General features: G+C 51.6%; 17 protein-coding genes and 1 pseudogene. 10 read left to right on the plus strand and 8 right to left on the minus strand.

Annotated elements, in window-relative coordinates:
* Positions 1–6 precede the first annotated feature (6 nt).
* The 4 genes from trpCF to C2M36_RS14345 are packed head-to-tail and all read right to left on the minus strand — an operon-like array spanning position 7 to position 4566.
* Entirely contained in the window at positions 7–1371 is a 1365-nt protein-coding gene (gene trpCF / locus C2M36_RS14330; RefSeq protein ID WP_105255468.1) for a bifunctional indole-3-glycerol-phosphate synthase TrpC/phosphoribosylanthranilate isomerase TrpF, read from the minus strand.
* The gene (trpD, locus tag C2M36_RS14335; RefSeq protein ID WP_105255469.1) at positions 1364–2368 is read right to left on the minus strand and encodes an anthranilate phosphoribosyltransferase; all 1005 of its coding nucleotides are present in this window, start codon (positions 2366–2368) and stop codon (positions 1364–1366) included. Before trpD ends, trpCF begins: the two co-directional genes overlap by 8 nt.
* A 3-nt stretch (positions 2369–2371) precedes the next feature.
* Complete coding sequence (locus C2M36_RS14340; protein WP_105255470.1) at positions 2372–2962, minus strand: aminodeoxychorismate/anthranilate synthase component II; 591 nt, start codon at positions 2960–2962, stop codon at positions 2372–2374.
* Positions 2959–4566, minus strand: coding sequence for an anthranilate synthase component 1 (locus tag C2M36_RS14345; protein WP_105255471.1), 1608 nt, complete (start codon positions 4564–4566; stop codon positions 2959–2961). Before C2M36_RS14345 ends, C2M36_RS14340 begins: the two co-directional genes overlap by 4 nt.
* Before the next feature lie 510 nt (positions 4567–5076).
* Between C2M36_RS14345 and rnm the strand changes: the two genes are divergently transcribed.
* Genes rnm through rluB form a run of 5 tightly spaced genes read left to right on the plus strand, consistent with a single transcriptional unit; the run spans position 5077 to position 8886 of the window.
* Positions 5077–5916, plus strand: coding sequence for an RNase RNM (gene rnm / locus C2M36_RS14350; protein ID WP_105255472.1), 840 nt, complete (start codon positions 5077–5079; stop codon positions 5914–5916).
* Positions 5917–5935: 19 nt separating this feature from the next.
* Complete coding sequence (locus C2M36_RS14355) at positions 5936–6556, plus strand: L-threonylcarbamoyladenylate synthase (RefSeq protein WP_105255473.1); 621 nt, start codon at positions 5936–5938, stop codon at positions 6554–6556.
* The gene (locus C2M36_RS14360) at positions 6553–7404 is read left to right on the plus strand and encodes a segregation and condensation protein A (RefSeq protein WP_105255474.1); all 852 of its coding nucleotides are present in this window, start codon (positions 6553–6555) and stop codon (positions 7402–7404) included. Before C2M36_RS14355 ends, C2M36_RS14360 begins: the two co-directional genes overlap by 4 nt.
* Before the next feature lie 25 nt (positions 7405–7429).
* Entirely contained in the window at positions 7430–8017 is a 588-nt protein-coding gene (scpB, locus tag C2M36_RS14365; RefSeq protein WP_105255475.1) for an SMC-Scp complex subunit ScpB, read from the plus strand.
* Positions 8017–8886, plus strand: a complete 870-nt coding sequence (gene rluB / locus C2M36_RS14370) for a 23S rRNA pseudouridine(2605) synthase RluB (RefSeq protein ID WP_105255476.1) — start codon at positions 8017–8019, stop codon at positions 8884–8886. The genes scpB and rluB overlap by 1 nt, the downstream gene beginning before the upstream one ends.
* Before the next feature lie 78 nt (positions 8887–8964).
* Here rluB and C2M36_RS14375 read toward each other — a convergent pair whose 3' ends face one another.
* Positions 8965–9711 carry a YciK family oxidoreductase gene (locus tag C2M36_RS14375; protein ID WP_105255477.1) on the minus strand — a complete coding sequence of 249 codons (747 nt, stop codon included), beginning with the start codon at positions 9709–9711 and terminating at the stop codon, positions 8965–8967.
* Positions 9712–9910: 199 nt separating this feature from the next.
* Here C2M36_RS14375 and C2M36_RS14380 point away from each other — a divergent pair, with 199 nt between their 5' ends.
* Together C2M36_RS14380 and sohB are read left to right on the plus strand one after the other, a co-directional pair.
* Positions 9911–12334, plus strand: coding sequence for a VolA/Pla-1 family phospholipase (locus tag C2M36_RS14380; RefSeq protein WP_105255478.1), 2424 nt, complete (start codon positions 9911–9913; stop codon positions 12332–12334).
* A gap of 100 nt (positions 12335–12434) precedes the next feature.
* Positions 12435–13451, plus strand: coding sequence for a protease SohB (gene sohB / locus C2M36_RS14385; RefSeq protein ID WP_105255479.1), 1017 nt, complete (start codon positions 12435–12437; stop codon positions 13449–13451).
* 77 nt (positions 13452–13528) lie between these two features.
* On the opposite strand, the gene C2M36_RS14390 is transcribed toward sohB, so the two are convergent.
* A complete protein-coding gene (locus tag C2M36_RS14390; protein WP_105255480.1) occupies positions 13529–14863 on the minus strand; it encodes a dicarboxylate/amino acid:cation symporter in 1335 nt (444 codons plus the stop codon).
* Positions 14864–15289: 426 nt separating this feature from the next.
* Here C2M36_RS14390 and topA point away from each other — a divergent pair.
* A pseudogene (topA, locus tag C2M36_RS14395) lies at positions 15290–17940 on the plus strand (type I DNA topoisomerase).
* 105 nt (positions 17941–18045) lie between these two features.
* Here topA and C2M36_RS14400 read toward each other — a convergent pair.
* Both C2M36_RS14400 and C2M36_RS14410 read right to left on the minus strand, forming a co-directional pair.
* Positions 18046–18282 (minus strand): hypothetical protein, encoded by a 237-nt coding sequence (locus tag C2M36_RS14400; RefSeq protein WP_105255481.1) that lies wholly within the window; start codon positions 18280–18282, stop codon positions 18046–18048.
* A 270-nt stretch (positions 18283–18552) separates the two neighbouring features.
* The gene (locus tag C2M36_RS14410) at positions 18553–20169 is read right to left on the minus strand and encodes an alpha-glucosidase family protein (RefSeq protein WP_105255483.1); all 1617 of its coding nucleotides are present in this window, start codon (positions 20167–20169) and stop codon (positions 18553–18555) included.
* Between the two features lie 657 nt (positions 20170–20826).
* Here C2M36_RS14410 and C2M36_RS14415 point away from each other — a divergent pair.
* The gene (locus C2M36_RS14415; protein ID WP_105255484.1) at positions 20827–23631 is read left to right on the plus strand and encodes a TonB-dependent receptor; all 2805 of its coding nucleotides are present in this window, start codon (positions 20827–20829) and stop codon (positions 23629–23631) included.
* A gap of 61 nt (positions 23632–23692) precedes the next feature.
* Positions 23693–25204, plus strand: coding sequence for a tryptophan halogenase family protein (locus tag C2M36_RS14420; protein WP_105255485.1), 1512 nt, complete (start codon positions 23693–23695; stop codon positions 25202–25204).
* The last annotated feature ends 75 nt before the right edge of the window (positions 25205–25279 follow it).

Raw genomic sequence — 25279 nt, forward strand, 5'->3', positions numbered from 1 at the left:
ACCACCTCAGTAATTCCGAATTGCCGCAAAGGCAGCGTTAATCTTATAAATACATTTTTTTCCGGGTGAGGACTCCACCCCGGAATTTAAATCTAAGCCCAGAGCGCGGCTTTGCTGGGCGCTTTGGATATTGTCGGCCTGAATACCGCCGGCGAGCATATAGGGCGCAGTGGCGCCGCCGAGTAAGCTCCAATCAAATTGCACGCCGGTGCCCCCCTTGGCCGTTTTGCTATAGGTGTCGTACAGCACTCGGTCCACCCCTTGAATACCCACGGGGAGGGTGTCGGCCACCGCCTGGGCCTTCCAGATCTGACAGGTCAGCGGCAGGGTGTTACGCAGGGTGCGAATATAAGCCTCATCTTCATGACCATGTAACTGCACCGCAGCTAATTTAAGGCGATTGGCGTACTCGCTGACCTGCGCAATATCGGCATCGACAAACACCCCAACATAGCGCAACGGCGCGCTGTCGACGATGGCCGAGGCACAGTCTATATCAACATAACGGGGCGAGCCCGGGTAGAAAATAAGGCCACCATAATAGGCACCGGCCTGGTACACGGCCTCGGCATCCTGGGTGCGGGTCAGGCCGCAGACCTTGTTCTCACCAAAAATCAGACTGCGACAGGCGCCTTCTAAATCCGCCTGGGCCATCAGCGAGCTGCCCACCAGGAAGCCATCGACCAGTGGGCTTAGGCGCTTAACATCCTGATGACTGTAGATGCCGGACTCGGAGATCACCAGGGTATCTTCAGGAATAAGTGCCCGTAGGCGCTCCGTGGTGGCCAAGTCCGTGCTCAAGTCCCTGAGGTTGCGGTTGTTGATGCCGATAATCTTGGCATCTAGCGCCAGGGCGCGAGTCACTTCTTCTTCGTTACTGACCTCGGTTAGCACCGCCATATTCAGCGAGTGCGCCAGTGCGGCCAACTCTTGATAGGTATCGTCATCGAGTACCGACAGCATGAGTAAAATGGCATCGCCGCCGTACAGGCGCGCCAGATAAACCTGGTAGGGGTCGATAAAGAAGTCCTTACAGATCAGGGGTTGTTCTACCAGAGATCGCACCTTGGCAAGGTAGTCATAGCTGCCTTGAAAATACTTTTCATCGGTCAGTACGCTGATGCAACTGGCATAGTGCTTGTACACAGAGGTGATGGCCTCTAAGTCGAACACCTCACGGATCAAGCCCTTTGAGGGCGAGGCTTTTTTGCACTCGAGAATAAAATTGGTCGGCGCCGTGCTTAGGGCGCCATAAAAATCACGGCGACTTGGCTCGATTTGCGCGCTAAAAGTTGCCAGCGGGCGCGCCTGTTTACGCGCTTCCACCTCGATGCGCTTGTCGGCGACGATTTTCTCTAAAACATTAGCCATGACTCACCTCGATTATGGCGTTAAGTGTGTGTTGTGCCTGGCCGCTAGCCAGGACTTGGCGCACCTGCTCGGCGGCGTCCTTAAAATTTGCCGCCTTATTATTGATAACCAGCAGGGCGGCGACATTGGCAATGATGGCGGCGTTATGGGCATCACTTCCTTGTCCGGCGAAAATGGCACGGGCCGCCTGGGCATTATATTCTGGACCCTGACCGCTTAGCTCATCCAGACTAAAGTGGGGGAGACCAAAGTCATTTGCGGTCAGGGTATATTCGCGTAACTGACCATCATTTAGCTCTACGACTTTAGTGTCGCCGTGCAGGGCAATTTCATCGGTACCACTGCCGTGCACTACCATGGCGCGCTGACAACCGAGTTGCATCAAGGTTTTCGCCATGGGTAGGCACAAAGCCGGGTCGTACACGCCAAGCAGTTGCGCTTGAGGCTTAGCCGGGTTAGCCAAGGGGCCAAGCAGGTTAAACAGGGTGCGGGTTTTCAAGGTGGTGCGCACCGCCATGGCGTGTTTTACACCACTGTGATACAGAGGGGCAAATAAAAATGTAAAACCGGTTTGTTCCAGCAAGTTGGCGGCCTGCTCTGGGGTCATACTAATATTGACGCCCAGACTTGTAAGTAAGTCGGACGAGCCGCTGTTGCTGGAGACACTGCGATTGCCATGCTTGACCACATTTAGGCCGCAGGCAGCCGCCACTAATGAGGCGGTGGTACTGATATTGATGGTATTGGCGCCATCGCCACCGGTACCGCAGCTGTCGATTAAGTCCGTGGCTTGGGTGTGAAAGGGCACCGCATTGGCGCGCATGGCAGCCGCCGCACCGGCGATTTCTTCGCTGCTTTCACCTTTGATTTTGAGCGCGGTAAGCAGGGCTGCCAGGGTAATATCATCCATACGCCCTTGCATAATGTCGTTAAAGAGCGCCTGGGTTTGTGCAAAGCTCAGGTCCTGTTGTTGGTAAAGTTGGGTTAGTGCGTCCATGGCTCACTCCTTAGCGGTTAAATAGTCTAGGCTTTGGCGCAGCAACTGGGCGCCATTGGGCGTGAGGATCGACTCCGGATGGAATTGATACCCGAGCACCTTATCCTGCCCCTGGCAAATGGCCATGGTCATACCGTCATAGTCGGCGATCACCTCAAGTTCAGCCGGTACGCTGGTTGCTACCAAGGAGTGGTATCGGGCCACCACTAAAGTATCGCCAAAACCGCTAAACGCCAGATGTGGAGCCAAGGAAATAGCCGATGACTTACCGTGCACCGTTTCCTTGGCGTGACCGATAGTGCCGCCATAGGCCTGAGTCAGGGCCTGCTGGCCAAGGCAAATGCCCAGCATGGGAAATTGGCCGCGACACAACTCAATTAACGCCATCAGGCAACCGGCATCGTTTGGCGCGCCCGGGCCGGGGGAGAGCACCAGCACTACCGGCTGGGTTTCGGCGCACATGCGCTGATAAATGCTCTCGGCATCGACCGTATTGCGATAGACCACCAGGTCTTGTCCTAGCTGGGCAAACTCATCTACCAGGTTGTAACTGAATGAGTCGACATTATCTAAGAAGTAAATCTTATATTTCATGCCCTTGTCTCCTGGTTACCTGCCACTTGGTTGGCCGATTGGCTAGCCGCGATGGCGCTGAGCACGGCGCCGGCCTTGGCTCGGGTTTCATCCGCTTCGCTTTGCGGGTTGGAGTCATAAACCACGCCTGCGCCCGCTTGCACATGGGCATAACCGTCTTTAACAAAGGCACTGCGGATCACAATACAGGAGTCCATGGAGCCATCGCCGGTAAGATAACCCACGGCGCCGCCGTAGCTGCCGCGGCGCTTTTGCTCCACCTCACGAATTAGGCGGGCGGCACTGACCTTGGGGGCGCCGACCAGGGTGCCCATATTCATGCAGGCCTGATAGGCGTGCAGGGCATCCAAGTCTTCCTTCAATTGACCGACCACGCGAGATACCAGGTGCATCACATGGGAGTAGCGGTCGACCTTCAGCAACTCCTTAACATAGCGGGTGCCGGCTTGGCTGATACGGGCCACGTCGTTACGAGCCAAGTCGACCAGCATAATATGCTCGGCGCGCTCTTTGGTATCATTACGTAAGTCCAGCTCGATGCGTGAGTCGAGGTCGAGATTGATACTGCCATCGGTATTTTTGCCGCGCGGCCGAGTGCCGGCAATGGGATAGACTTCAACCTGATTACTGCTGGCGCAATATTTAAGCGCCGACTCCGGCGAAGCGCCAAACAGGCTGAAATCTTGATCACGCAGATAGAACATGTAAGGGCTGGGGTTTTGCTCCTTCAACTTGGCATAGGCGGCCAAAGGATCGGTGCAGGGCAGGGTAAAGGTGCGCGATGGCACGACCTGGAAAATATCGCCATCGATAATGTGTTGCTGCAATTGACTGACCTGGGCCATAAAGTGGGCATCGTCGATATCGACCTGAGCCTGGCTTGGCGCTACTGGATTGGGTGTGCTCGTTAGCGTGAATTGGTTCAGGTCGTCACACAGTGCATTAAGGCGCTCAACCTGCTGTCCTACTTCGAAACAATTGGCGTGAACCTCGGGGCCATTAAAGACATTGCCGATGATCTCTGTGCTTTGTTGTTGATGGTCTATTACCACTAAGGTTTCGGCAAGGTAAAAAACATAGTCGGGACAGGTATTTTCCTTGCTTGGAACGCTGGGTAAATCCTCCGCATTGGCGACCATGTCATAGCCCATGACACCGCCAAGAAAGATCGAGAAGGGATTGTCGCCGTTGCTGTGGATACCTTTGATACATTGTCTTAGCGCATCAAACGCATTGGCAGCCTTGAGCTTGGCATACTCGTCAAGGTTTTGGTCAACGCCCGGGTAATCTATGTTCAAGGTATCTTGGTGTAACTCGGTCTGGGCGTCGCGCAGTTGTTGCTGCAGATAAGGCAGCAACTGGGCGCCATTGTTGGACAGTGCCTTGACTTGTACCTGGTTGCCGTTGCACTCGATACGCAGCGCCGCATCGACGAGCACCAGGCTTTTCAAGTTGGCTTTGGAGTCGATTTCCGCCGACTCCAGCAACAGCGCATTGTGCTTGTCCAGTTTGGCGAACAGGCTTAGCGCGGACGGAATATAATCCCGCCGCTGACTAATGCTGGTCACTTGCCCGGCGTTTGTCGAGATGTGACTAAATATCATAAAAAGGTCCTCATTCCCTAGTATTTTCAGAGGCTTAAAACGCGATGTTTTGGTTTTAAACGCTCCATAATAAAAAACCCGCTAACTTAAGAATAAGCAGCGGGTTTGAAAATTGCTCAGCCACGATTAGGCCCACCCGCTATCTCGAGTGCCACCACCAAATGTTAATATGCTTAGACTGAGTAAAAATCATTGTTAGTTACCAAATTTAGTTACAAAAAAACCCGCTGCATGGGCGGGTTTGTTATCAGTTCTTTGCTGGCCACAGCCACGACTAATCCCACCCGCTAGTTCGAGTGCCACCACCAAGTGATATGAATTAGTTTTGCTGAGCGCATAATCTATTACTTATTAGAACCGATTAATTGTGCCGATTAGTAAAACTTACCTCGGCATTGGTGTCAACCCCGAAGGGCATAAAAGTACAAAGAAAACTTTGTTGCCCCAAGGTCCGGCATAAAATGGTACACTGGCCTGGAGTTAACAGTATGACCGAATGGGATAACCGCGTTGAAGTATGATCTCCACAGCCACAGTCAATTTTCCGATGGCAAGCTTAGCGTTACTGAGTTGGTACAGCGCGCCGCAGACAAGGGCGTGGATGTATTGGCCCTGACCGATCATGACACCCTGGCCGGCATCGCTCCGGCGCAGGCGGCCATTCGCGAGTTGGACCTGCCCCTGGCCTTAGTGCCTGGGGTTGAAATCTCCACCCGCTGGCATAGTTTTGAAATTCATATCGTTGGTTTGCAGGTCGACACAGAAACAGAACAACTCAATGAGTTGCTCGGTCAACAGCAGCAAAAACGCAGAGAACGTGCCGCTAAAATAGGTGAGCGTCTCGATAAGGCCGGTTTTGAAAATACCCATGAAGAGGCCCTGGCGCTGGCCGAAAAAGCTCAGGTAACCCGTGCCCATTTTGCCCGGGTGCTGATGGCACAGGGGGCGGCGAAAACCATGCAGGGGGTGTTTAAAAAATACCTCAGCCGCGGTAACACAGGTTATGTACCAAGCACCTGGTGCGATATGGGCACGGCTATCGACGCCATTCACAGCGCCGGCGGTCAGGCGGTATTGGCTCATCCCGGGCGCTACAAGATGTCAAACAAGTGGTTGCGTAAGCTCATTGGCGAGTTTAGCGCCCTTGGCGGTGATGCCATGGAAGTGGCACAAACCCAGCAGGCGCCTTGCGAGCGGCAGTTTTTGGGCCAGTTGGCGCGCGAGCATGGGCTCTTAGGTTCACAGGGTTCTGATTTCCATTTCCCTTTACCTTACATAGAATTAGGAAAGAACCTATACTTACCAAAAGACTGTGAAGGCGTATGGCAACGCTGGCAGTCACACGCTTAAATTAATACCAAGGATAGCAATGAGTCAGTTTTTCCATATCCATCCGCAAAACCCGCAGCGTCGCCTTGTTCAACAGGCGGTGGACATTATTCGCCAAGGTGGGGTGGTGGTCTACCCAACCGACTCTGGTTATGCCATTGGCTGTCAGCTCGGTGAAAAACAAGCGCAGGAGCGCATTACCCGCATTCGCGGCATCGAAAAGCACCATAATTTTACCCTGATGTGCCGCGATTTATCCGAGCTTGCCACCTATGCCCGAGTCGACAACCAGATGTTCCGCCTCATTAAAAACAATACCCCAGGGCCCTATACCTTTATTTTAAAAGGCACCAAAGAGGTTCCGCGCCGAGTCCTAAATGAAAAAAAGAAAACCATAGGTATTCGCGTCAGCAACCATCCTATCAGCCAGGCCATATTAGAAGAGCTCGGCGCGCCCTTGATGAGCTGCTCGCTGATCTTACCCGGTGAGCAATTTACCGAGTCGGACCCGGATGAAATTCGCCTGCGTTTGGAAAAACAGGTGGATGTGATTATTCACGGCGGCTATTTAAGCGAGCAGGCTACCACTGTGGTGGATATGTCTGAGGACGAGATCGAGGTGTTGCGCGTCGGCTGTGGCGACCCAAGTCCATTTCAATGACAGAGCAACTCGCCCCCCAGCAACAAAAATTACCTCTGGCCTTTATTCGCGGTGAAGCCGTAATAGAAAAGCCGGAGGACTTGTATATTCCCCCGGATGCCTTAGAGGTGGTGTTGGAGACCTTTGAAGGCCCGCTCGACTTGCTGTTGTATCTGATCAAAAAGCACAAGCTCGATGTGCTGGAACTCTCGGTGTTTAGCATCACAGAGCAATACATGAAGTATGTGGAGATGATGCGCGAGTTTCAGCTTGAGTTGGCGGGAGAATACCTGGTGATGGCGGCGCTGCTGGCGCAAATTAAGTCACGGCTGTTGCTGCCGGTGCACCAGGAGCTGGGGGAGGACGAGGAAGATCCCCGTGCCGAGCTGGTGCGTCGTTTGCAAGAATACGAACAATTTAAAAAGGCCGCCGAGCGCCTTGACGAAATCCCCCGGCTGGAGCGGGATATTTTTACCGCCCATGCCTTGGTCGACGAGCAGGCAAAACCCGAGCCGCTGTTCCCCGATGTCGCCATGCAGGACCTTATGTTGGCCCTGAGCGATGTTATGGCGCGAGCAAAAACCTTTGAGCATCATCATATTAGTCCTGAGCACTTGTCTACTCGTCAGCGCATGAGCGATATCCTAGCGCGACTGCAACAGGCGCCGGGCTACCTTGACTTTCATGCCTTATTTACCGTCTCCGAGGGCCGCGCCGGCGTTGTCGTCACCTTTATCGCGATTTTAGAGCTGACCAAAGAGGGGCTGATTTTATGCCAGCAGGCTACTAGCGATGCGCTTATTCATGTGCGCCTAAAACCTCAAGACGCGGCATCTTCTCCTTTGCCTTCGGCCGAGGCTCTGCCATAATAGCCGCTGCGACGGAGGTGCAGTCATGAGCAGCAGACGTATTAGTGATGAGCAACTGGTCGAGCTTGTAGAAGCGGCTATTTTTGTATCACCACAACCACTGACAAAAAAACAATTAAAAGAAACCGTACTCAGTGATATCAGCGTGACGCCCAAGCGGCTAAACCAGGCACTGGAAAGCATCGAAAACCATTATCAAACCCGCGGTATTCGTCTGGTTCAGGTGGGGTCGGGGTACCGCTTTCAGGCCTGCAGCAGCCTTAGCCCCTGGCTTAGTCAGCTGTTTGTGGAGCGCGCTCCCAAGTATTCGCGGGCGTTACTTGAAACCCTGTCGCTTATCGCTTATCGCCAGCCCATTACCCGGGGTGAGATAGAGCAGGTACGGGGTGTCACCGTGGCCAGTAATATCATCAAAACCCTGCAGGAGCGGGGTTGGGTAAAAGTAGTGGGGCATAAAGAAGTACCGGGTAGGCCGGCTCTGTATGCGACCACCAATGAATTTTTAGACTATTTTTCTTTATCTGGCCTGGATCAATTGCCGCCCTTACCGGCGCAACAGCAAAGCCAGATTGAAAAGCTATTACATGATCCTTCTGTGAGAGAACCATCTTAATGAATGAAAAGTTACAAAAAGTGTTAGCCCGTGCCGGTGTTGGCTCCCGTCGTGAGATGGAAAAGTACATCGAAGCCAATCGCGTCAGCGTTGACGGCAAGGTGGCGCGCTTGGGCGATAGGGTTGAAGCGACCCAGGTGATCCGTGTTGACGGTCATATCGTCAAGATTGAGCAACCGGCTGAGCGTATTTGCCGCGTGCTCATGTACCATAAGCCCGAGGGCGAGTTGTGTACCCGTAAAGACCCGGAAGGCCGTCGCACCGTGTTTGACCGTCTGCCGCGTGTAGAGGGTGATCGCTGGATTGCCATTGGTCGCTTGGACATCAATACCTCGGGCCTGTTGTTGTTCACCAACGACGGTGAATTGGCCAACCGCCTGATGCACCCAAGTTATGAAATTGAACGTGAATACTCGGTACGTGTGTTTGGTGATGTCACCAATGACACCTTGCGTACCCTGACCAAGGGTGTCGAGCTTGATGACGGCCCCGCGCGCTTTCACAGCATTCAACCCATGGGTGGCGAGGGGATCAATAAATGGTTTAATGTCACCCTGAGTGAAGGCCGTAACCGTGAGGTGCGTCGCATGTGGCAATCACAGGGCGTGGAAGTATCCCGTCTTATTCGCGTGCGTTACGGCGAGCTGGATTTGGATAAGCGTTTGCCGCAAGGCGGCTGGGTAGAGCTGGAGTTAGGCCGAGTAAACTATTTGCGTAAGAGTGTTGGCCTGCGTCCAGAGAAGCAAACCAAGCTGACCGTTGAGCAGATGCAGCCCAAGCGTAAGGACAAGCGCGCCCAGGTGAACCGTATTCGCAAAGCGGTGAAAAAGCACAATCAACGAGTGCAGCAGCAAAAGAAACGCAGATAATCAGCATGCAACCGCAAAGAATAAAAAACGCCGTTTGATACGGCGTTTTTTATGTCTAAGCCAAAATTAATTGTTGGCTTACTTTTTTGTTTGCGCATCCAGCGATTGACCATTTACTCCGATTGAGTCGTCGCTCATCAGGTAAAGGTAGGTCGGCATGAGATCTTCAGGGGTGGCCAATTTCTCTCTGTCTTCACCTGGGAAGGCGCTGGCACGCATGCTGGTGCGCGTTGCGCCCGGGTTAATGCAGTTGATGCGGATATTGGTTTTAGCTACTTCTTTAGACCAGGTCTGCATCATGCCTTCGGTGGCGAATTTCGAGATAGAGTAGGCACCCCAAAATTCACGGCCCTCGCGGCCTACGCCAGATGAGGTAAAGATAATCGACGCATGTGGCGCCTTACGCAGGACCGGGAACATGGCTTTGGTTAACATTGCCTGAGCGGTGACATTGACCTTCATAATGCTTTCAAAGGTCGATGAACAGAAATGCTCAAGGGGACCCAGAGAGCCTAAAATACCAGCGTTGTTTAACAGGCCATCAAGCTTGCCAAATTGCTGTTCTATGGTGGCAGCCAGGTCGCGATAGTTTTGTTTGGTTGCACCTTTTAAATCAAGAGGTACAATCGCCGGCTGCGGGTAACCGGCTTCGACGATTTCGTCGTACACGGCTTCCAGCTTTTTGGTGGTTTTACCCAGCAGGATCACGGTGGCACCGTGTTTAGCGTAAGATAGGGCGGCGACACGGCCAATGCCATCGCCTGCACCCGTAACAAGGATTACTTTTTGGTCTAATGCATTCGCACTTGCATTGTAGTTTTGCATAACTGTAGCACCCAGTGCATGATTTTTGCGGGATTTTACCACAGTCAATAAACAAGTAAGTGATTTATTACAAATTTAAGTAGCGAAACGTACCTGTTTACGATAAGTTAAACTGGTCTAATGTGTCATTAACGATTTTTTACCCTTTTGATTAACATTATTTGCGCAGAACAATAAGAATAGGTTTGGAGCCAACACAATGAAAAAAATGCTACTTTCTCTCGCTGTAGCTTCTGCTCTCGCTGGTTGTGGCAGCGAAGACACGCTCGAAGAAATCAAAACTGAGACCCCGACTGTAATACCGCAATCCACCGTGGTTTTTGACCCAAGTAACGGCAAGGTGTCGGTTCCTAACGACCTGCTATTTAGCGGTACCCAAGACGGTACTCTAGCTATTCCTGGCGAGGGAGATGATTACAGCAGTCCACAGTTGGCACTCGGTGCTTTGGATGGCTGGTCGACACAAACGCCTTTTAAAATCGACTTAAGCTTTGCGGCGGGCGTGAGCCTGGACGCAACCTCGGCGGCGACTCCGGGCAGCGTGCGTATTTTTGAAGTAGTAATGGGCGCAGATCAAAGTTCACAAACCTGTGCAGCCGTGCCCGCTGGTATCGCCTGTGAGTTTGTTAAAGAACTGAGCTTCGGCGTAGATTTTATCACCCAAGGCAGTGGTGACGCAGTGGCCGTAGTGCCGTTGAAACCTTTCACGCAAGGCCGCTCTTACATCACGGTATTAACAACCGGTCTCAAAGACAGTGAAGGTCGCGCCATCGCGTCTTCGTCAACTTACGCCTTGGCCAGTGGCGAAGAGCCGTTGGTGACGCCAGAGCAAAAATCACTGCAAGCTGTGCTCAACAGCTATGAAAATGTCATTGTTGGCAGCACAGATTTAAGCAAGGACGATATTGTTTATTCGGCGGCCATGACCATGCAATCGGCCGGCGAAATCTTGAATACGATTAAGAGCATCCTGGCGGCCTCACTCCAAGAGCCAAGCCTGCCGACGCCTGCGGTGCAAATTCCTGAGCAGCCGTTGCTCACCGTTGGTCAGGTCTTCGCCATGCAAGGCATGCAAGATGTGCCTGTGATGTTTAACGCGGTCAGTTATGAAAAAGGCAGCGTGCTGCTTCCTAATTACCTGAAAACACCACAGGGTAAAGAAGTCAGCGACTTGAGCGACATTTACTGGCAGGGTGCCTGTGATAATGCCGTTGCGGTAATGGCTTATAGAGCCAGTGTCGGTGAAGCTTTCCCTGAGCAACCACAAACGACCGAGGATGCCTTCTGTCATTCCCTAAGTGGCGGGTTACTGCGTGATCTGGGTCTTGATGAGAAGCGTCACCTCACCAAGTACAACAAGATCCCGAAAGTACAAAGTTACGCCAATGTTCCGGTGCAGATCACCAAGCCGAGCGATTTGGCCACTCTTAACGCCATTCGTGGTCAGTTAGGTTTACCGGCGATGACGATGCCAGAAGGCGGTTGGCCCGTGGTTATCTTACAACACGGCATTACCCGTCAAAAAGAAGACATGCTGGCACTAACTGGTGCGCTTAGCCTGCAAGGCTTGGCAACCGTGGCCATCGATTTACCGGCACACGGTGAGCGCGGTATTGACGTTGACCATGATGGTAAAGACGATTTCAATGCCACCACCGGCTCTATTTTGGCCTATATGAACTTGCAATCCCTGTTGGTGGGCCGTGATAATGTACGCCAGTCAACAGCGGATCTATTGGGTCTGCGTTTGGCCTTAAACTTCAGTGGCGACCCTGAACTAAATGCCCAAGACGTTAGCCTGGGTGCCATTTCCATGGGCTCCATCGTGTCGCCTTCGTTCCTGGCAACAACCAATACGCCGCTGGCACCTCAGGTAGACCCATTATTCAAGGTGCATACCGCAGCGCTGAGCAGTGGTGGTGGCGGTGCCGCCAGCATCTTACTTAATTCCGATACCTTTGGTCCCTTTATCCAGGGCTCGGTATTATTAGGCGCAGGTACCGCAGAATCGGCCACCTTTAATGCCTTCTTGCAAGACGGTGCCTTGGCCAGCTGTGCTCAGTATGTAGAAAACCAAGAAGCCTATGTAACTTGTAGTTATCAGGCCTTCCTGGCTTCGCTTAACGCTACGGGCGACAGCGCCAGCCTGGCGAGCATTCAAGGCCTGGCCAGTGAATTCTCATTTGCGGCCCAGACCATTATCGATGCCGGCGACCCAACCAACTACGCCATGCGCGTCAATGCTCAGGGCACGCCGGTGTTAACGACTGCGGTTGTCGGCGATGGTATGACAACAAAACCTGACACAGTAGTTCCGGTGCAAGTGGCGACCAACCCAATTGCCGGTACGATCCCGCTGTCGTTATTGATGGGAGCCTCTGTGGCCACCGAAATGCAAATGACGCCAGAGCCGGCAAGCTACCTGGTGCGCTATGCCAAGGGTCACCATGGTTCGCTACTCACGCCAGCGCCAGATCCGTCGGCTAGCTTGAGTTCTTCAGCCGAGGAAGACGCGCAAAACAGTGCGGCGGCTAATGCGGAAATGCAGCGTCAATTTGCGACCTATCTGGCGACCAAGGGTACGGTATTACCGATTACCGACACCTCTGTGATCGCTCAGTAAGCCCAATAATAAAGATAGAAGCCGTACCCCTGGGTGCGGCTTTTTTTATGCCTGTACGCTGTGTTACATTGCCTGCATAGCTAATTTAAGAGGAATTTCAGTGGAATACTTGTTTGAATACGGCCTATTTTTGGCTAAAGCCGTGACCATAGTGTTAGCCATAGGCGTGGTCATAGCGCTTATCGTTGGCGCTGCGGCCAAGCCGAAAAGTAAACCAGGCTCTTTAGAAGTTGATGATTTATCAAAGCAAATGAAGCAGATAAAGGATGACTTCTTGGACAATACGCTGGATAAAAAAGCGTTGAAGGTACTTAATAAAGAGCGCAAGCAGGCGGCCAAGGAAGAGGCGGATAAAGAGCCTAAGGGCCGGCTTTATGTCATCGACTTTAAAGGCTCTATGGATGCACATGAAGTCGAATGTCTGCGCCAGGAAGTGAGCGCCATTATTAGTTTGGCCGATAAAGATAAGGACAGGGTGCTGGTGCGCCTAGAAAGCGGTGGTGGTGTGGTACATGGCTATGGTCTGGGAGCGTCTCAGTTACAACGTCTGAAAGACGCTGAGATTAAGCTGACCGTGGCCATAGACAAGGTCGCTGCCAGCGGTGGTTATATGATGGCCTGTGTGGCCGATGAGATCATCGCCGCCCCCTTTGCCATTGTCGGTTCCATCGGTGTGATTGCGCAAATCCCCAACTTTAATAAGGTGCTCAAAAAGCACGATATTGATTATGAGCAGATCACCGCCGGTCAATATAAGCGTACCCTGACCCTGTTTGGCGAAAATACCGATGCCGGGCGGGAAAAGTTCCGTGAAGAAATAGAGCAAACGCATACCCTATTTAAGCAGTTTGTTGCCGAGCACCGTCCCGCGCTGGATATGGAGCAAGTGGCCACCGGGGAGCATTGGTTTGCCCTGGATGCGTATAACAAGGGCTTGGTGGACAGAATTAGCACCAGTGACGATGAACTGTTAAATCTGGTGAAGGACTATCAGACCTACAAGGTCACCTATAAGCAAAAAACAGGCTTGGCTGAGAAGGTGGCGAAGAATTTTGCCATTACCATAGAGCAGCTTGGAATGCGCCTTTGGAGCAAGAGCAAAGGCCTAAGGCCATAATTTTATAGTGTAATTAAAAAAGCCTCGCGTATTGCGAGGCTTTTTTATTGCGGATAACAGCCCGTTGGCCTGAGCCGTTAGCTCTTGGCCTTGGGGTTGTACTCTTCAAGTTCCTTGGCCGATTCTAAGTCGTTAAACACGGCTTCATCGAGCTGACCTTCCGATTTGGCAACCACACAGGTCACCATACAGTCGCCGGTCACATTAACCGCGGTGCGGGTCATATCCAGCAAGCGGTCAACACCTATGATCAGGGCAATCCCTTCTACCGGCAGGCCAACCTGGTTCAATACCATGGCCAGCATGATCAGACCAACACCGGGTACACCAGCGGTGCCTACCGAGGCCAGGGTGGCGGTCAGAATAACCATAAGGTAATCGGAAATCGTTAGATCAACGGCGAACACCTGAGCGATAAACACCGTAGCCACACCTTGCATGATGGCGGTGCCATCCATATTAATGGTGGCGCCTAATGGCACGGTGAACGAGGCCACCGAGTTGCTGGCGCCGAGTTTCTTAGTGGCCGTCTCAAGGGTGACCGGCATGGTGGCGCTGGAGCTTGAGGTACTAAAGGCAAATAAACAGGTGTCTTTCATTTGCGACAGGAATTTTACCGGGCTGAGGCCGGTAAAGAGTTTAAAGAGCACGGAATAGTTAAAGAGGCCGTGGATAGCCAGAGCCAAGAGCACCACTCCAAAGTATTTAGCTAGGCTCCAGATCACGTCGATTTCAATGGTGGTAAATAATTTCGCCATTAAGAAGAACACGCCGTATGGGGCAATATTCATAAGCAGGGTTACCAGCTTAAGAATAACATTGTTTAGGTCTTCGAAAATCGCACTGAGGCGCTGTCCCGCTTCGCCGCTAAGCGCCATGGCCACACCAAAGAGCAATGAAAACACGATCACTTGCAGCATGTTGCCATTGGCCATGGCATCAATGGGGTTGGTCGGGAACATGCCGATGATCACCTGCGCCAGGGTCGGTGCCTGTTTGGCATCAAAACTGGCATCGTGAGGCAGGGCAATGCCTTCACCTGGGTTAAACAGCAACGCCAGGGTAATAGCAACGGTGATAGCAACGGCGGTGGTGGCCAGATACAGAACGATGGACTTGCCGCCCAAGCGTCCCAGGGTTTTTGGATCGCTTAGATTACAGGTACCGCAAACCAGAGACACAAACACCAAGGGAACTACCAACATCTTTAAGCTGGCAATAAAGATTTGTCCGCCGATATGGAACAGTCCATCAACGAAAAATGCTTTAACCGGCAGGGAGAAAAGCCCTAAATTCAACAGTAATTCTTGTTCACCGCCGAGTATGAATTTAAACAGGAAGCCAACAAATACTCCCAGTCCCATACCCAGCATAATGCGCGTGGTGAGACTTAATGAACCTTGTGAAGACATAAGTAACAATCAACTTCATTATAATAATTTTGCTATAGCCTATCAGCGAACCGGCTTTAATGCAGCGAAAAACGATAACTTTTTATCAATCTGCGCGCTAATTAAGCAGGCGGTCAGAAACGTTTTGCCAGGCACCGAACAGCGAATAAACAGGCTATTTTTAGCCTTTGGTGGTAAATGAAGGGGTCGCGGTTGGCAATTTTGTTTTTATTCCTATATATTTGCCCGGATTTCGTCAGCGGGCGCTATTTTACATAATTCGCCTCTGGTTAAAAGCGCAGCAAGCGCTGGTTAAAAAATCACTGATTGGATAAAAGTTTAGTGTTAAAGCTTGTAACAATGGGTGATAGTAGATATACCTATATTTATTCGTGCCCAGGACAAGGGCAGTCATTATATACAAGAGATGGGTCAACTTAGGCTATTATGGGCAAATCGCTAGTCATTGTAGAGTCTCCTGCAAAAGCAAAAACAATCAATAAATACCTGGGTAAGGACTACATCGTTAAGTCCAGCGTTGGTCACGTCCGTGACTTGCCGACGTCTGGCTCGGGTAAAGCCAAAGCACCTGCAGGTAAGTCTCCGGCAGAAGTACGAAAAATGGCGCCGGAAGAAAAGGCGGCATATAAAAAGAAGCGAGACTACCAAAACCTAGTTGCGCGCATGGGTATCGATCCGGAAAAAGGCTGGCAGCCCCATTATGAAATCCTTCCCGGTAAAGAGAAGGTGGTTCAGGAGCTGAAAAAGCTAGCGCAAGATGCTGATGAAATCTATCTCGCAACCGATTTGGATAGAGAAGGGGAAGCCATCGCCTGGCACCTGGAAGAGATCATCGGTGGCGACAAAGACAAATATAAGCGTGTGGTGTTTAACGAAATCACCAAAAACGCCATTCAACAAGCCTTCTCCGCTCCCGGCGAACTCAACACCGATATGGTCCAAGCGCAGCAAGCGCGTCGTTTCCTTGATCGGGTGGTGGGCTTTATGGTGTCGCCGCTGCTGTGGCAAAAGGTCGCTCGTGGCTTGTCTGCCGGTCGTGTGCAGTCCGTTGCGGTGCGCTTATTGGTTGAGCGTGAGCGTGAAATTAAGGCCTTTATCCCGCAAGAGTTTTGGGATATCCATGCCGATGTCAGCGCTAAAGAAGAAGCGTTACGCCTGCTGGTGAGCAAACAACAAGGTCAGGCATTCAAACCTGTTAATAAAGAGCAGGCCGAAGCCGCTACGGCGCAGTTAAAAGGCGCCCGCTATGTGGTTAGCGAAGTTGAAGAAAAGCCAAGTAAAAGCCGCCCAAGTGCGCCCTTTATTACCTCGACCATGCAACAGGCCGCCAGTACGCGCCTGGGTTATGGTGTAAAGAAAACCATGATGTTGGCGCAGCGTCTGTACGAAGCCGGTTATATCACCTATATGCGTACCGACTCGACCAATCTGTCACAAGACGCCATCAACATGTGTCGCGACTATGTTAACGATAACTTCGGCGCCAATTACCTACCGGAAAAAGCCAATATCTACAGCGCCAAGGGCAATGCCCAGGAAGCGCACGAAGCCATTCGTCCTTCCGATGTGAAGGTGCTTTCAGGGCATGTTGAAGGCGTCGATGCCGATGCTAAGAAGCTGTATGAGCTGATCTGGCGCCAGTTTGTGGCCTGTCAGATGGTGCCGGCACAATACGATTTAACCACCATTCGCGTTGAGGCCGGTGACTTTGAGCTCAAAGCCAAGGGCCGAGTAATGCGTTTTGACGGTTGGACTCGGGTGCAACCAGCGGTGCGTAAGAAGAACGAAGAAGAGCAGGCCCTGCCGGCATTGGCAGTGGGGGACGAGTTGTCCTTGGTCGAACTTGATCCGCAGCAGCACTTTACCAAGCCGCCGGCACGTTACAGCGAAGCCAGCCTGGTTAAAGAGCTTGAAAAGCGTGGCATTGGCCGACCTTCTACCTATGCCGCCATTATCAGTACCATTCAGGACCGCGGCTATGTGCGCGTTGAAAATCGCCGTTTCTTCGCCGAGAAAATGGGTGAGATCGTCACCGATCGTCTGGTGGAGAACTTCACCGAGCTGATGAATTACGACTTTACCGCCAAGATGGAAGAGCGCCTGGATGATATCGCCGAGGGCGAGCGTCAGTGGACCCAGGTACTGGATAACTTCTATACCGACTTTAGCAACCAGCTAAACATTGCCAGTGGCGAAGAGGCCGAAGGCGGCATGCGTCAAAACCAGATGGTCGAGACCGATATAGATTGCCCGACCTGTGGTCGTAAAATGGGTATTCGTACCGCCTCGACCGGCGTGTTCTTAGGCTGTACCGGTTACAACCTGCCGCCGAAAGAGCGCTGTACTACCACAATGAACCTTACTCCGGGTGAGGAAGCGGTTAACGCCGACGAGGTGGAAGACGTAGAAACCTCCACTTTGATGCAGATGAAGCGTTGTCCTAAGTGTGAAACCGCCATGGACTCCTACCTGATCGACGAAAACCGTAAACTGCTGTGTGTGGTAATAACCCGGGCTGTAGCGGTTATATCATCGAGCAGGGGCAGTTTAAGCTGAAGGGCTATGATGGCCCCATTATCGAGTGCGATAAATGTGGCAACGATATGGAGCTTAAAAACGGTCGCTTTGGTAAGTATTTTGGTTGTACCAATGAAGAGTGTAAAAACACCCGTAAGCTGTTGAAAAACGGCGAGCCGGCGCCACCGAAAGAAGATCCCGTCCATTTGCCGGAATTAGCCTGTGAAAAATCGGACGCCTACTTTGTGTTGCGCGATGGTGCCGCCGGGGTATTCCTTGCCGCCTCGACCTTCCCGAAATCACGGGAAACGCGAGCGCCTAAGGTGGAAGAGTTGCAGCGCTTCAGAGACCGTATTTCGCCTAAGTTCTATTACCTTGCCGATGCGCCTGCAGAGGACTCGGACGGTAATCCGGCAATTGTACGCTTTAGCCGTAAAACCAAGTCACAATATGTGATGACCGAGGTAGATGGCAAGGCAACGGGCTGGAAGGCGACCTACGAGCATGGCAAGTGGGTCGTTGAAGAAAAGAAAAAAGCCGCGGCTAAAAAAGCCAAATAAGGTTTAGGTATAAAAAAGCCGCCCAACTAAGTTGAGGCGGCTTTTTATTTTCCCCTAGGCTTATAGCAAGCCTTTGAACGCGCTTGCTATGAATAAGCTAAGTGGTTATTTGATATCCACTTTCTCTACGGTTTGGTAACCGGCAGAGGTCAACTCATCGTTGACGCAGTCCAAGACGTACTGATACAAGCCTTGCTCGTCGATGTCATCTTCCTTGGCCCAGTCTAGGCACATCTGCGTGTACTCCTTGATAGTCTCCGCGGGGGCGACTGGTAAATCATCACTGGCGTAAGCATTGCTTAAGCTAATAGCAAATAACACACTTAAAACTTGGCATTTCATATTCTTATCCTCTAGGAATTAATATTGTTGCCATGGTTGCCTTGGGCAAGACCATTCAACATGGCTGTATTTTTAGCTCAGTGTTGGCACTTAGAAAAGTGAGTTATTTTTATCGTCAGGATAAACAAACGAAGAGGTGGCGAAAGACAATCTCGGCCCAGGTCCGCTCGATTCACGAGACAAAAAAAGAGCACCTAATGGTGCTCTTTCGTGATGAACGCTTGTAACTGTGAATATCGTAAGCGTATTTAAAACTTGCTTAAAGCGTACTTAAAGCTTAGCAAACCAACAACCAAAGCCAGGCAGGGTCAGAGTATTGCCCTCCAGCACACCGGTATGATGGCTGAGCTCGCTAAACTGCGTTGACGGTTGCGTCTCCAGGGTGATCTGCGCGCTGTATGCAGCCAGGTTGAAGTAACACAGCAGGGTGTCGCCCTGGTGCGCTCGTCGAAACGCTAAAATCGGCTCGTCGCTGTCAATAAAGGCGATGTCCCCTTCAAGTAAGACGCTCTGGGTACGTCGCCAGTGCATAAACTCCTGATAGGCCTTAAGAGTGGAGTCTTGCTGTTGCTGCTGGGCGGCGACACTGGATGCCAAATGGTCAGGGCTCAAAGGCAGCCAGGGTTTGGCGCTACTAAAGCCACCTTGCTCACCGTCCTGCCAGGGCATGGGCGTACGGCAACCGTCACGGCCTTTAAAGTTCGGCCAGAAGGTAATGCCATATGGGTCTTGCAGGTCTTCAAACGCCACACTGGCTTCACCTAAGCCCAGCTCCTCGCCTTGATACATACACACACTGCCACGTAAAGAGGCGAGCAGGGCGGTCAGCATTTTCACTTGCTGTGGCTGTACCTCACCGCTCGGTGACCAGCGGCTGGCAACGCGCTCCACATCATGGTTGCTAAAGGCCCAACACGGCCAGCCTTCAAGCATACGTGCCTCTAAGGTTTCTACCGTAGTGCGAATGTATTCGCTGCTGTAGTCGTTGGTCAGCAGCTCAAAGCTGTAGCCCATATGCAGCTTGTCGCCGCCTGCGGTGTATTCGGCCATGGTCGCCAAGGAGTCTTCCGAAGAGATCTCGCCCAGCGCCACGGTACCCGGATACTTGTCCAGCAGGGCACGGATATCGCGCATAAACTCCAGGTTTTCCGGCTGCGTGTTGTTGTAATAGTGGTACTGGAACGCATACGGGTTGTCTTCACTGAAGCCGCGACCCTGGCGTTTTTCCTTCGGCTTAGCCGGATTATCCCTTAGTTGGGCATCGTGATAACAGAAATTAATGGCATCCAAACGGAAACCATCGACGCCTTTTTTCAACCAGAACTCGACATTATCCAGCACCGCTTTGCGCACGTCCGGGTTATGGAAATTAAGATCCGGCTGCTCGGTGAAGAAGTTATGCAGGTAATACTGTCCGCGGCGGGGCTCCCATTGCCAGGCCGGGCCACCGAAAATAGACAGCCAGTTGTTTGGCTGGGTGCCGTCTTCTTTGGCGTCGGCCCATACATACCAATCCGCCAGGTCATTGTCTTTGTTTTCGCGGCTTGCTAAGAACCAGGGGTGTTGATCCGAGGTGTGGCTTAAAACCTGATCGATAATAATTTTAATATCGCGCTTATGGGCTTCTTCGATGAGCTCATCAAAGTCGGCCAGGTTACCAAACAAGGGGTCGATATCGCGATAGTCGCTAATATCGTAGCCAAAGTCTTTCATGGGCGATTTAAAAAACGGCGAGATCCACACGGCATCCACGCCTAAGTCATTAATATAGTCTAAGCGGTTGATAATACCGCGAAGATCGCCAATTCCATCGCCATTGGTGTCTTGAAAGCTACGGGGATAAATTTGGTAAATAACCGCACCTTTCCACCACTGTGGGTTTGCCATATCGCACTCCAGATGAAAACCTAATTAGTCAAACTGAGAAAAGAATACGGCAAGCCACAAAGGCTTGTAAAAGAACTGCATACGTATGCATGCTGGATACGTATGCACAGCGGGGAGCGCATGGCTTGTTTTAAACTGGGTTTAGGGTGGAGTAGCAGAGTTAAGGTAAGCTTACCAATGCACTATGAGCACAACTTAGTTGCTGTTAGGGCAATAATCAAAATGCACTAACTTAGGGCGTTGCGGCTGGGTTTTGCACCAGCATGGTGTTATTATATTTTGGTCTGACCAATTAACATCGTGCTTAGAGTAAAAACAGCAGTGTAACCAAGGGGTGACTTAGGCGATGACAAAGGCCGTGCTTTTGTTAACATTTACTCTATTACGCCGGTCCTTCGGTCAGCATTTAACACTTTTATAAATGCGCCCTCGCTGCATGCTGCGTCAACTGGCGCTGTGCCTATATCGGTGTTATTTTTCATGTAAGCCAAATGTTAACAAAACAACCATGATAGGCGCTGAATACGTATGCATAAATTTGTTATTAATTTAGCACGGGAGTTAGTATTTTTTGCGACAACAACATGAGCCAACTTGGTGCAGCGCTAACTACCACCTCGTTTGGCCACAAATTATGGTTAATTGGGGTAAAACAGTATGTCTATGTTCAAACCAAGTATGCTAACTCTTGCGCTGATCAGCGCCGGGGTTGCCAGTAGCAATGTTGCGTTGGCACAAGAAAATGAAGCGTCAAGCGCCGAAGAGCAACAAAAGGTTGAAGTGATCGAAGTACGCGGCTTTCGTCGCAGCGTCGCCGAGTCAATCAACACCAAGCGTTTCGCCAGTGAAGTAGTAGAGTCTATTTCTGCCGAAGACATTGGTAAGCTACCGGATTCATCGATCGCCGAGTCAATCGCGCGTCTACCCGGCCTGACGGCCCAGCGCCTTGACGGTCGTGCATCACGTGTAAGCGTACGTGGTTTTAGCGAAAACGAAAGCGCCACAACGTTTAATGGTCGTGAGCAGGTCTCCATCAGCGACAACCGCGGTGTTGAATTTGACCTTTACCCATCCGAGATCATGAGCGGTGTAACCGTATATAAAACACCGAGTGCCTCGATTGAAGCTGAAGGCATTGCCGGCGTTATCGACATGCAAACCGTACGCCCACTTAGTAAAGGTGAGCAGGTTATCCAGTTTAATGGTCAATTCGAGCAGACCAGCTTTGATAAACTAAACCCGGACGGCGACGATAAAGGCTTCCGTGGTACCCTTTCTTATATTGACCAATTTGCCGATGACACCTTCGGCGTGGCCTTTGCGTACACATCAATGAGCTCGCCTAATCAGGAAAAGCGTTGGAACTCATGGGGTTACCCGGATGTTGAAACGCCTGATGGCAACACCTATTCTATCTTGGGCGGCGCCAAACCTTTCGTTCGCTCTTCTACGCTAGAGCGTGACTCGGCCATGTTGGTGCTTGAATATGCACCGACCAGCGATCTAAATATGGCATTCGATGCTCTATACGTTGATTTTTCAGATGAAAAGATCCTTCGTGGTATCGAGGTACCTTTCGCCTGGGGCCAAGGTTCAAGAACTCCTTTGACTGTTGATGATGAAACTGGATTTGTTACCAGCGCCATCACCGAAGGTCAGCGTGTCGTTGTACGTAACGATTTTGAAGAGCGTAAGGCCGAGCTGACTCAGTTTGGTTTTAATGCTGAATACCTTATCAGCGACGAATGGTCGGTGGAATTTGACGTCAGCCGCTCTGAAGTCGAGCGTCAGGTCTGGAGTATTGAAAGCTACTCGGGCACCGGCCGCGGTGACAACAATGGCGTAGCCGATGATCTGGGTTATACCTTTAACGGCGGTAACACGGGTGCGCAATTTAGCCATGGCCTGGATTACAGCGACTTTAACCTGATCCAACTCGGTGGTCCATTGACCTGGGGTTACAGCCAACCACTCAATGAGAAATACGGCCTGATCGGTTCACCATACGAAAATGCCGCGCAGGATGGCTTTATTAACGCCCCTGAGATTGAAGACGAGCTAAGCACCTTAAAGCTTGCCGCCAGTAAACTGTTGGACAATGCCTACTTCAACAAGGTGAGCTTTGGTATTTCTTACCGGGACCGCGAAAAGAGCAAGTTGTCTGAAGGCTATTTTATGACGCTTTCAAGCTTCTCTTTGGATAACCCGGGCATGATGATGGTGCCTGAGCAGTACCGTTTAGGTTCGGCTAATCTCGACTTTATCGGTATGGGCGACATGATTGCCTATGATACCCGCGCCCTGATTGACGATGGTTACTACGACCTGCTGCAAGAGAGTTTAAATGACTCTAAGCACAAGACCCGTTCTTGGACGGTTCAAGAAGAAGTGACGGCGATGTTTGTTCAGGCCGACATTAATGCAGAGCTAGGTGGCATTCCGGTGACCGGTAATATTGGTGCCCGCTATGTTAAAACCGAGCAATCATCTCAGGGCTTCGAAGCCGCGACGGTTGATGGCCAAGTGGTGGCTACGCCAATCGATGTGAGCCATGATTATTCACATTTCCTACCGAGCGTGAACTTGAATGTGGCGATCACCGATGACCAAACGATTCGTTTCGGTGCGGCTAAGACCATTTCTCGTGCCCGTTTGGATGAGATGAATTCATCGGTGGCGATCAGCTACAACGCCACGGATAAGCCGGATGAAAACGGTAACTTCTGGTCGGTTTCAGGCGGTAACACCAAGCTGGAGCCTAAAGAAGCGGTTGGTTTTGATCTGAGCTATGAAAACTACTTCAGCGCCGAGGGTTACTTTTCAGCGGCTCTTTTCTATAAAGACTTAAAACAATGGACATTCGACGAGACTTACTTTGTCGACATGGGTGACCGCCCCGATCCGGCCACCGGCATCGTGCCTCCGGCGGACAGACAAACTGCATCACGCAGCAGTAAGGTCAATGGCGGCGGCGGTGACCTATGGGGTTACGAGCTATCGGTAGCACTGCCGTTCAACCTGTTTGCCGATGAGTTGGAAGGCTTTGGTTTATTGGCCAGCCACACGGGGGTGGAGCAGGATATCGAAGACCAAAATGGTAATGAATATGAACTGCCAGGCCTTTCTGATAGCATTCAAAGCCTGACCCTATATTATGACCGTTATGGTTTTAGCGCTCGCACCAGCATGCGTAAGCGTAGCGACTTTAAAGGCGATGTATATGGACCGGGTTTTGCGACCGATCAGGTTGCAATCCAAGGTGAAACCATTTGGGATGCCCAAATCGGTTATGACTTTGGTGAGTCGGGTATTGCCGGCCTAGAAGGCCTGGAAATGACCTTCCAGGTGCAAAACATCACCGAAGAGCCGTTTGTGTCTTTACAAGGTGACAACTCACTGCAAGTACGCGACTACCAGGATTATGGTCGTACTTACTTGCTGGGCTTCAAGTATGAGCTATAACTCTTAAATGAAGTAAAAAAAGCCCTTGAATTTTCAAGGGCTTTTTCACAGGAGTAGAAAAATGGCGGAAGTGAAAAAGGTGCTGATCCTCGGCGGTGGCACCGCCGGTTGGTTAAGCGCAGCCTTATTGGCCAAACTCATGGGCTCACGTCTGGATATCACCCTGGTGGAGTCGACGCACATTGGCACCGTGGGGGTAGGAGAAGCCACCATACCGCCCATCGTTGCCTTTAACCAGGCGCTCGGTATCGACGAGAAAACCCTGATGGCCCGCACCAGCGCCACCATTAAACTGGGCATTCAGTTCGAAAACTGGGGGCAGGTGGGCGATAGCTATATGCATGCCTTTGGCTCGCTCGGTAAGGCGTTTCCTTTTTGTGATTTTCACCATATCTTTCATGCCGCCAAGGAGCAGGGGCACCCAGGCTCAATTTGGGATTACTCGCTCAATTACCAGGCCGCCAAAGCCGAGCGCTTTAAACCCATGGTGCACATTCCCGGCACGCAATTACCAGGCACCCAACATGCCTACCACTTCGATGCATCCCTTTATGCCCAGCTGTTGCGCGAGCGCGCCGAGGCACTTGGGGTGACGCGTATCGACGCCAAGGTGAGCGAGGTGAGTCAGCACGATAACGGTGATATTCGCGCCTTGGTGCTTGATAATGGTACCGAGGTGGAGGCCGACCTCTTTATTGACTGCAGCGGCCTGCGCGCCTTGCTTATCGAGCAAACCCTGGGTGTGGGCTTTGAGGATTGGAGCCACTGGCTGCCGTGCGACCGCGCCATTGCCGTACAAAGCGAACTGCCCGAGGGACACAGCCCTAAGCCTTATACCCGAGCCATCGCCCGTGAATACGGTTGGCAGTGGCAAATTCCGCTGCAACATCGCATGGGCAATGGCCTGGTTTATTGCTCGCGCCATATGAGTGAGGAGCAGGCGATGACTCAGTTGCTGGAAAACCTGCCGGGTAAGGCCATTACCGAGCCCAGGGTTATTCAATTCCGTACCGGGCAGCGCCGCAAACAATGGCAAAACAATGTGGTGGCCATTGGCCTCAGCAGTGGCTTCTTGGAGCCGCTGGAGTCCACCAGTATCCACCTTATTCAAACGGCCATTATTCGCTTGATTAAGCATTTCCCTCATCAGCAAATAAGCACTGCGGCGCGAGATTCGTATAACCAGCAATTCAGTACCGAAATGGCGCAAATTCGCGATTTTATTATTCTCCATTACGCCTTGAATCAGCGTCAGGACAGCGCCTTTTGGCGCCACTGTCAAAGCATGGAGTTACCCCAGTCGCTCAGCCAAAAGCTGGCGCTGTTTACGCAAACGGGCACTGTCTTTCGCCAGCAGGACGAATTATTTTCCGAGGTGGCCTGGCAGCAAGTTTTGCTTGGGCAAAATTGCTGGCCGCAGCAGCGTCATCCTTTGGCCGAGCAGTTCAGCGACGAGCAGCGCAGCGAATTACTCGCCAGTTTACGCACCTTGATAGAGCGCTCCGTGGCGCAAATGCCAAGCCATCAGGAATATATTGATACCATGGTTGCCAGTGCCAAAGAAGCTGGCTGATCCGAACCTGAACAGGCAAGGAATATGGCTTTGGCATGGCTTGAATACGTATGCACGCCATACCCAAGTTGGTGC

The sequence above is a fragment of the Pseudoalteromonas sp. T1lg75 genome, from assembly GCF_002964705.1.
Taxonomy (GTDB): Bacteria; Pseudomonadota; Gammaproteobacteria; order Enterobacterales; family Alteromonadaceae; genus Pseudoalteromonas.

What these genes read in the sequence shown, in the direction of transcription:
- trpCF (WP_105255468.1), bottom strand. Translation starts at nt 1,371, where the DNA reads ATGGCTAATGTTTTAGAGAAAATCGTCGCCGACAAGCGCATCGAGGTG.
- trpD (WP_105255469.1), bottom strand. Translation starts at nt 2,368, where the DNA reads ATGGACGCACTAACCCAACTTTACCAACAACAGGACCTGAGCTTTGCA.
- C2M36_RS14340 (WP_105255470.1), bottom strand. Translation starts at nt 2,962, where the DNA reads ATGAAATATAAGATTTACTTCTTAGATAATGTCGACTCATTCAGTTAC.
- C2M36_RS14345 (WP_105255471.1), bottom strand. Translation starts at nt 4,566, where the DNA reads ATGATATTTAGTCACATCTCGACAAACGCCGGGCAAGTGACCAGCATT.
- C2M36_RS14355 (WP_105255473.1), top strand. Translation starts at nt 5,936, where the DNA reads ATGAGTCAGTTTTTCCATATCCATCCGCAAAACCCGCAGCGTCGCCTT.
- C2M36_RS14360 (WP_105255474.1), top strand. Translation starts at nt 6,553, where the DNA reads ATGACAGAGCAACTCGCCCCCCAGCAACAAAAATTACCTCTGGCCTTT.
- scpB (WP_105255475.1), top strand. Translation starts at nt 7,430, where the DNA reads ATGAGCAGCAGACGTATTAGTGATGAGCAACTGGTCGAGCTTGTAGAA.
- rluB (WP_105255476.1), top strand. Translation starts at nt 8,017, where the DNA reads ATGAATGAAAAGTTACAAAAAGTGTTAGCCCGTGCCGGTGTTGGCTCC.
- C2M36_RS14375 (WP_105255477.1), bottom strand. Translation starts at nt 9,711, where the DNA reads ATGCAAAACTACAATGCAAGTGCGAATGCATTAGACCAAAAAGTAATC.
- C2M36_RS14380 (WP_105255478.1), top strand. Translation starts at nt 9,911, where the DNA reads ATGAAAAAAATGCTACTTTCTCTCGCTGTAGCTTCTGCTCTCGCTGGT.
- C2M36_RS14390 (WP_105255480.1), bottom strand. Translation starts at nt 14,863, where the DNA reads ATGTCTTCACAAGGTTCATTAAGTCTCACCACGCGCATTATGCTGGGT.
- C2M36_RS14400 (WP_105255481.1), bottom strand. Translation starts at nt 18,282, where the DNA reads ATGAAATGCCAAGTTTTAAGTGTGTTATTTGCTATTAGCTTAAGCAAT.
- C2M36_RS14410 (WP_105255483.1), bottom strand. Translation starts at nt 20,169, where the DNA reads ATGGCAAACCCACAGTGGTGGAAAGGTGCGGTTATTTACCAAATTTAT.
- C2M36_RS14415 (WP_105255484.1), top strand. Translation starts at nt 20,827, where the DNA reads ATGTCTATGTTCAAACCAAGTATGCTAACTCTTGCGCTGATCAGCGCC.
- C2M36_RS14420 (WP_105255485.1), top strand. Translation starts at nt 23,693, where the DNA reads ATGGCGGAAGTGAAAAAGGTGCTGATCCTCGGCGGTGGCACCGCCGGT.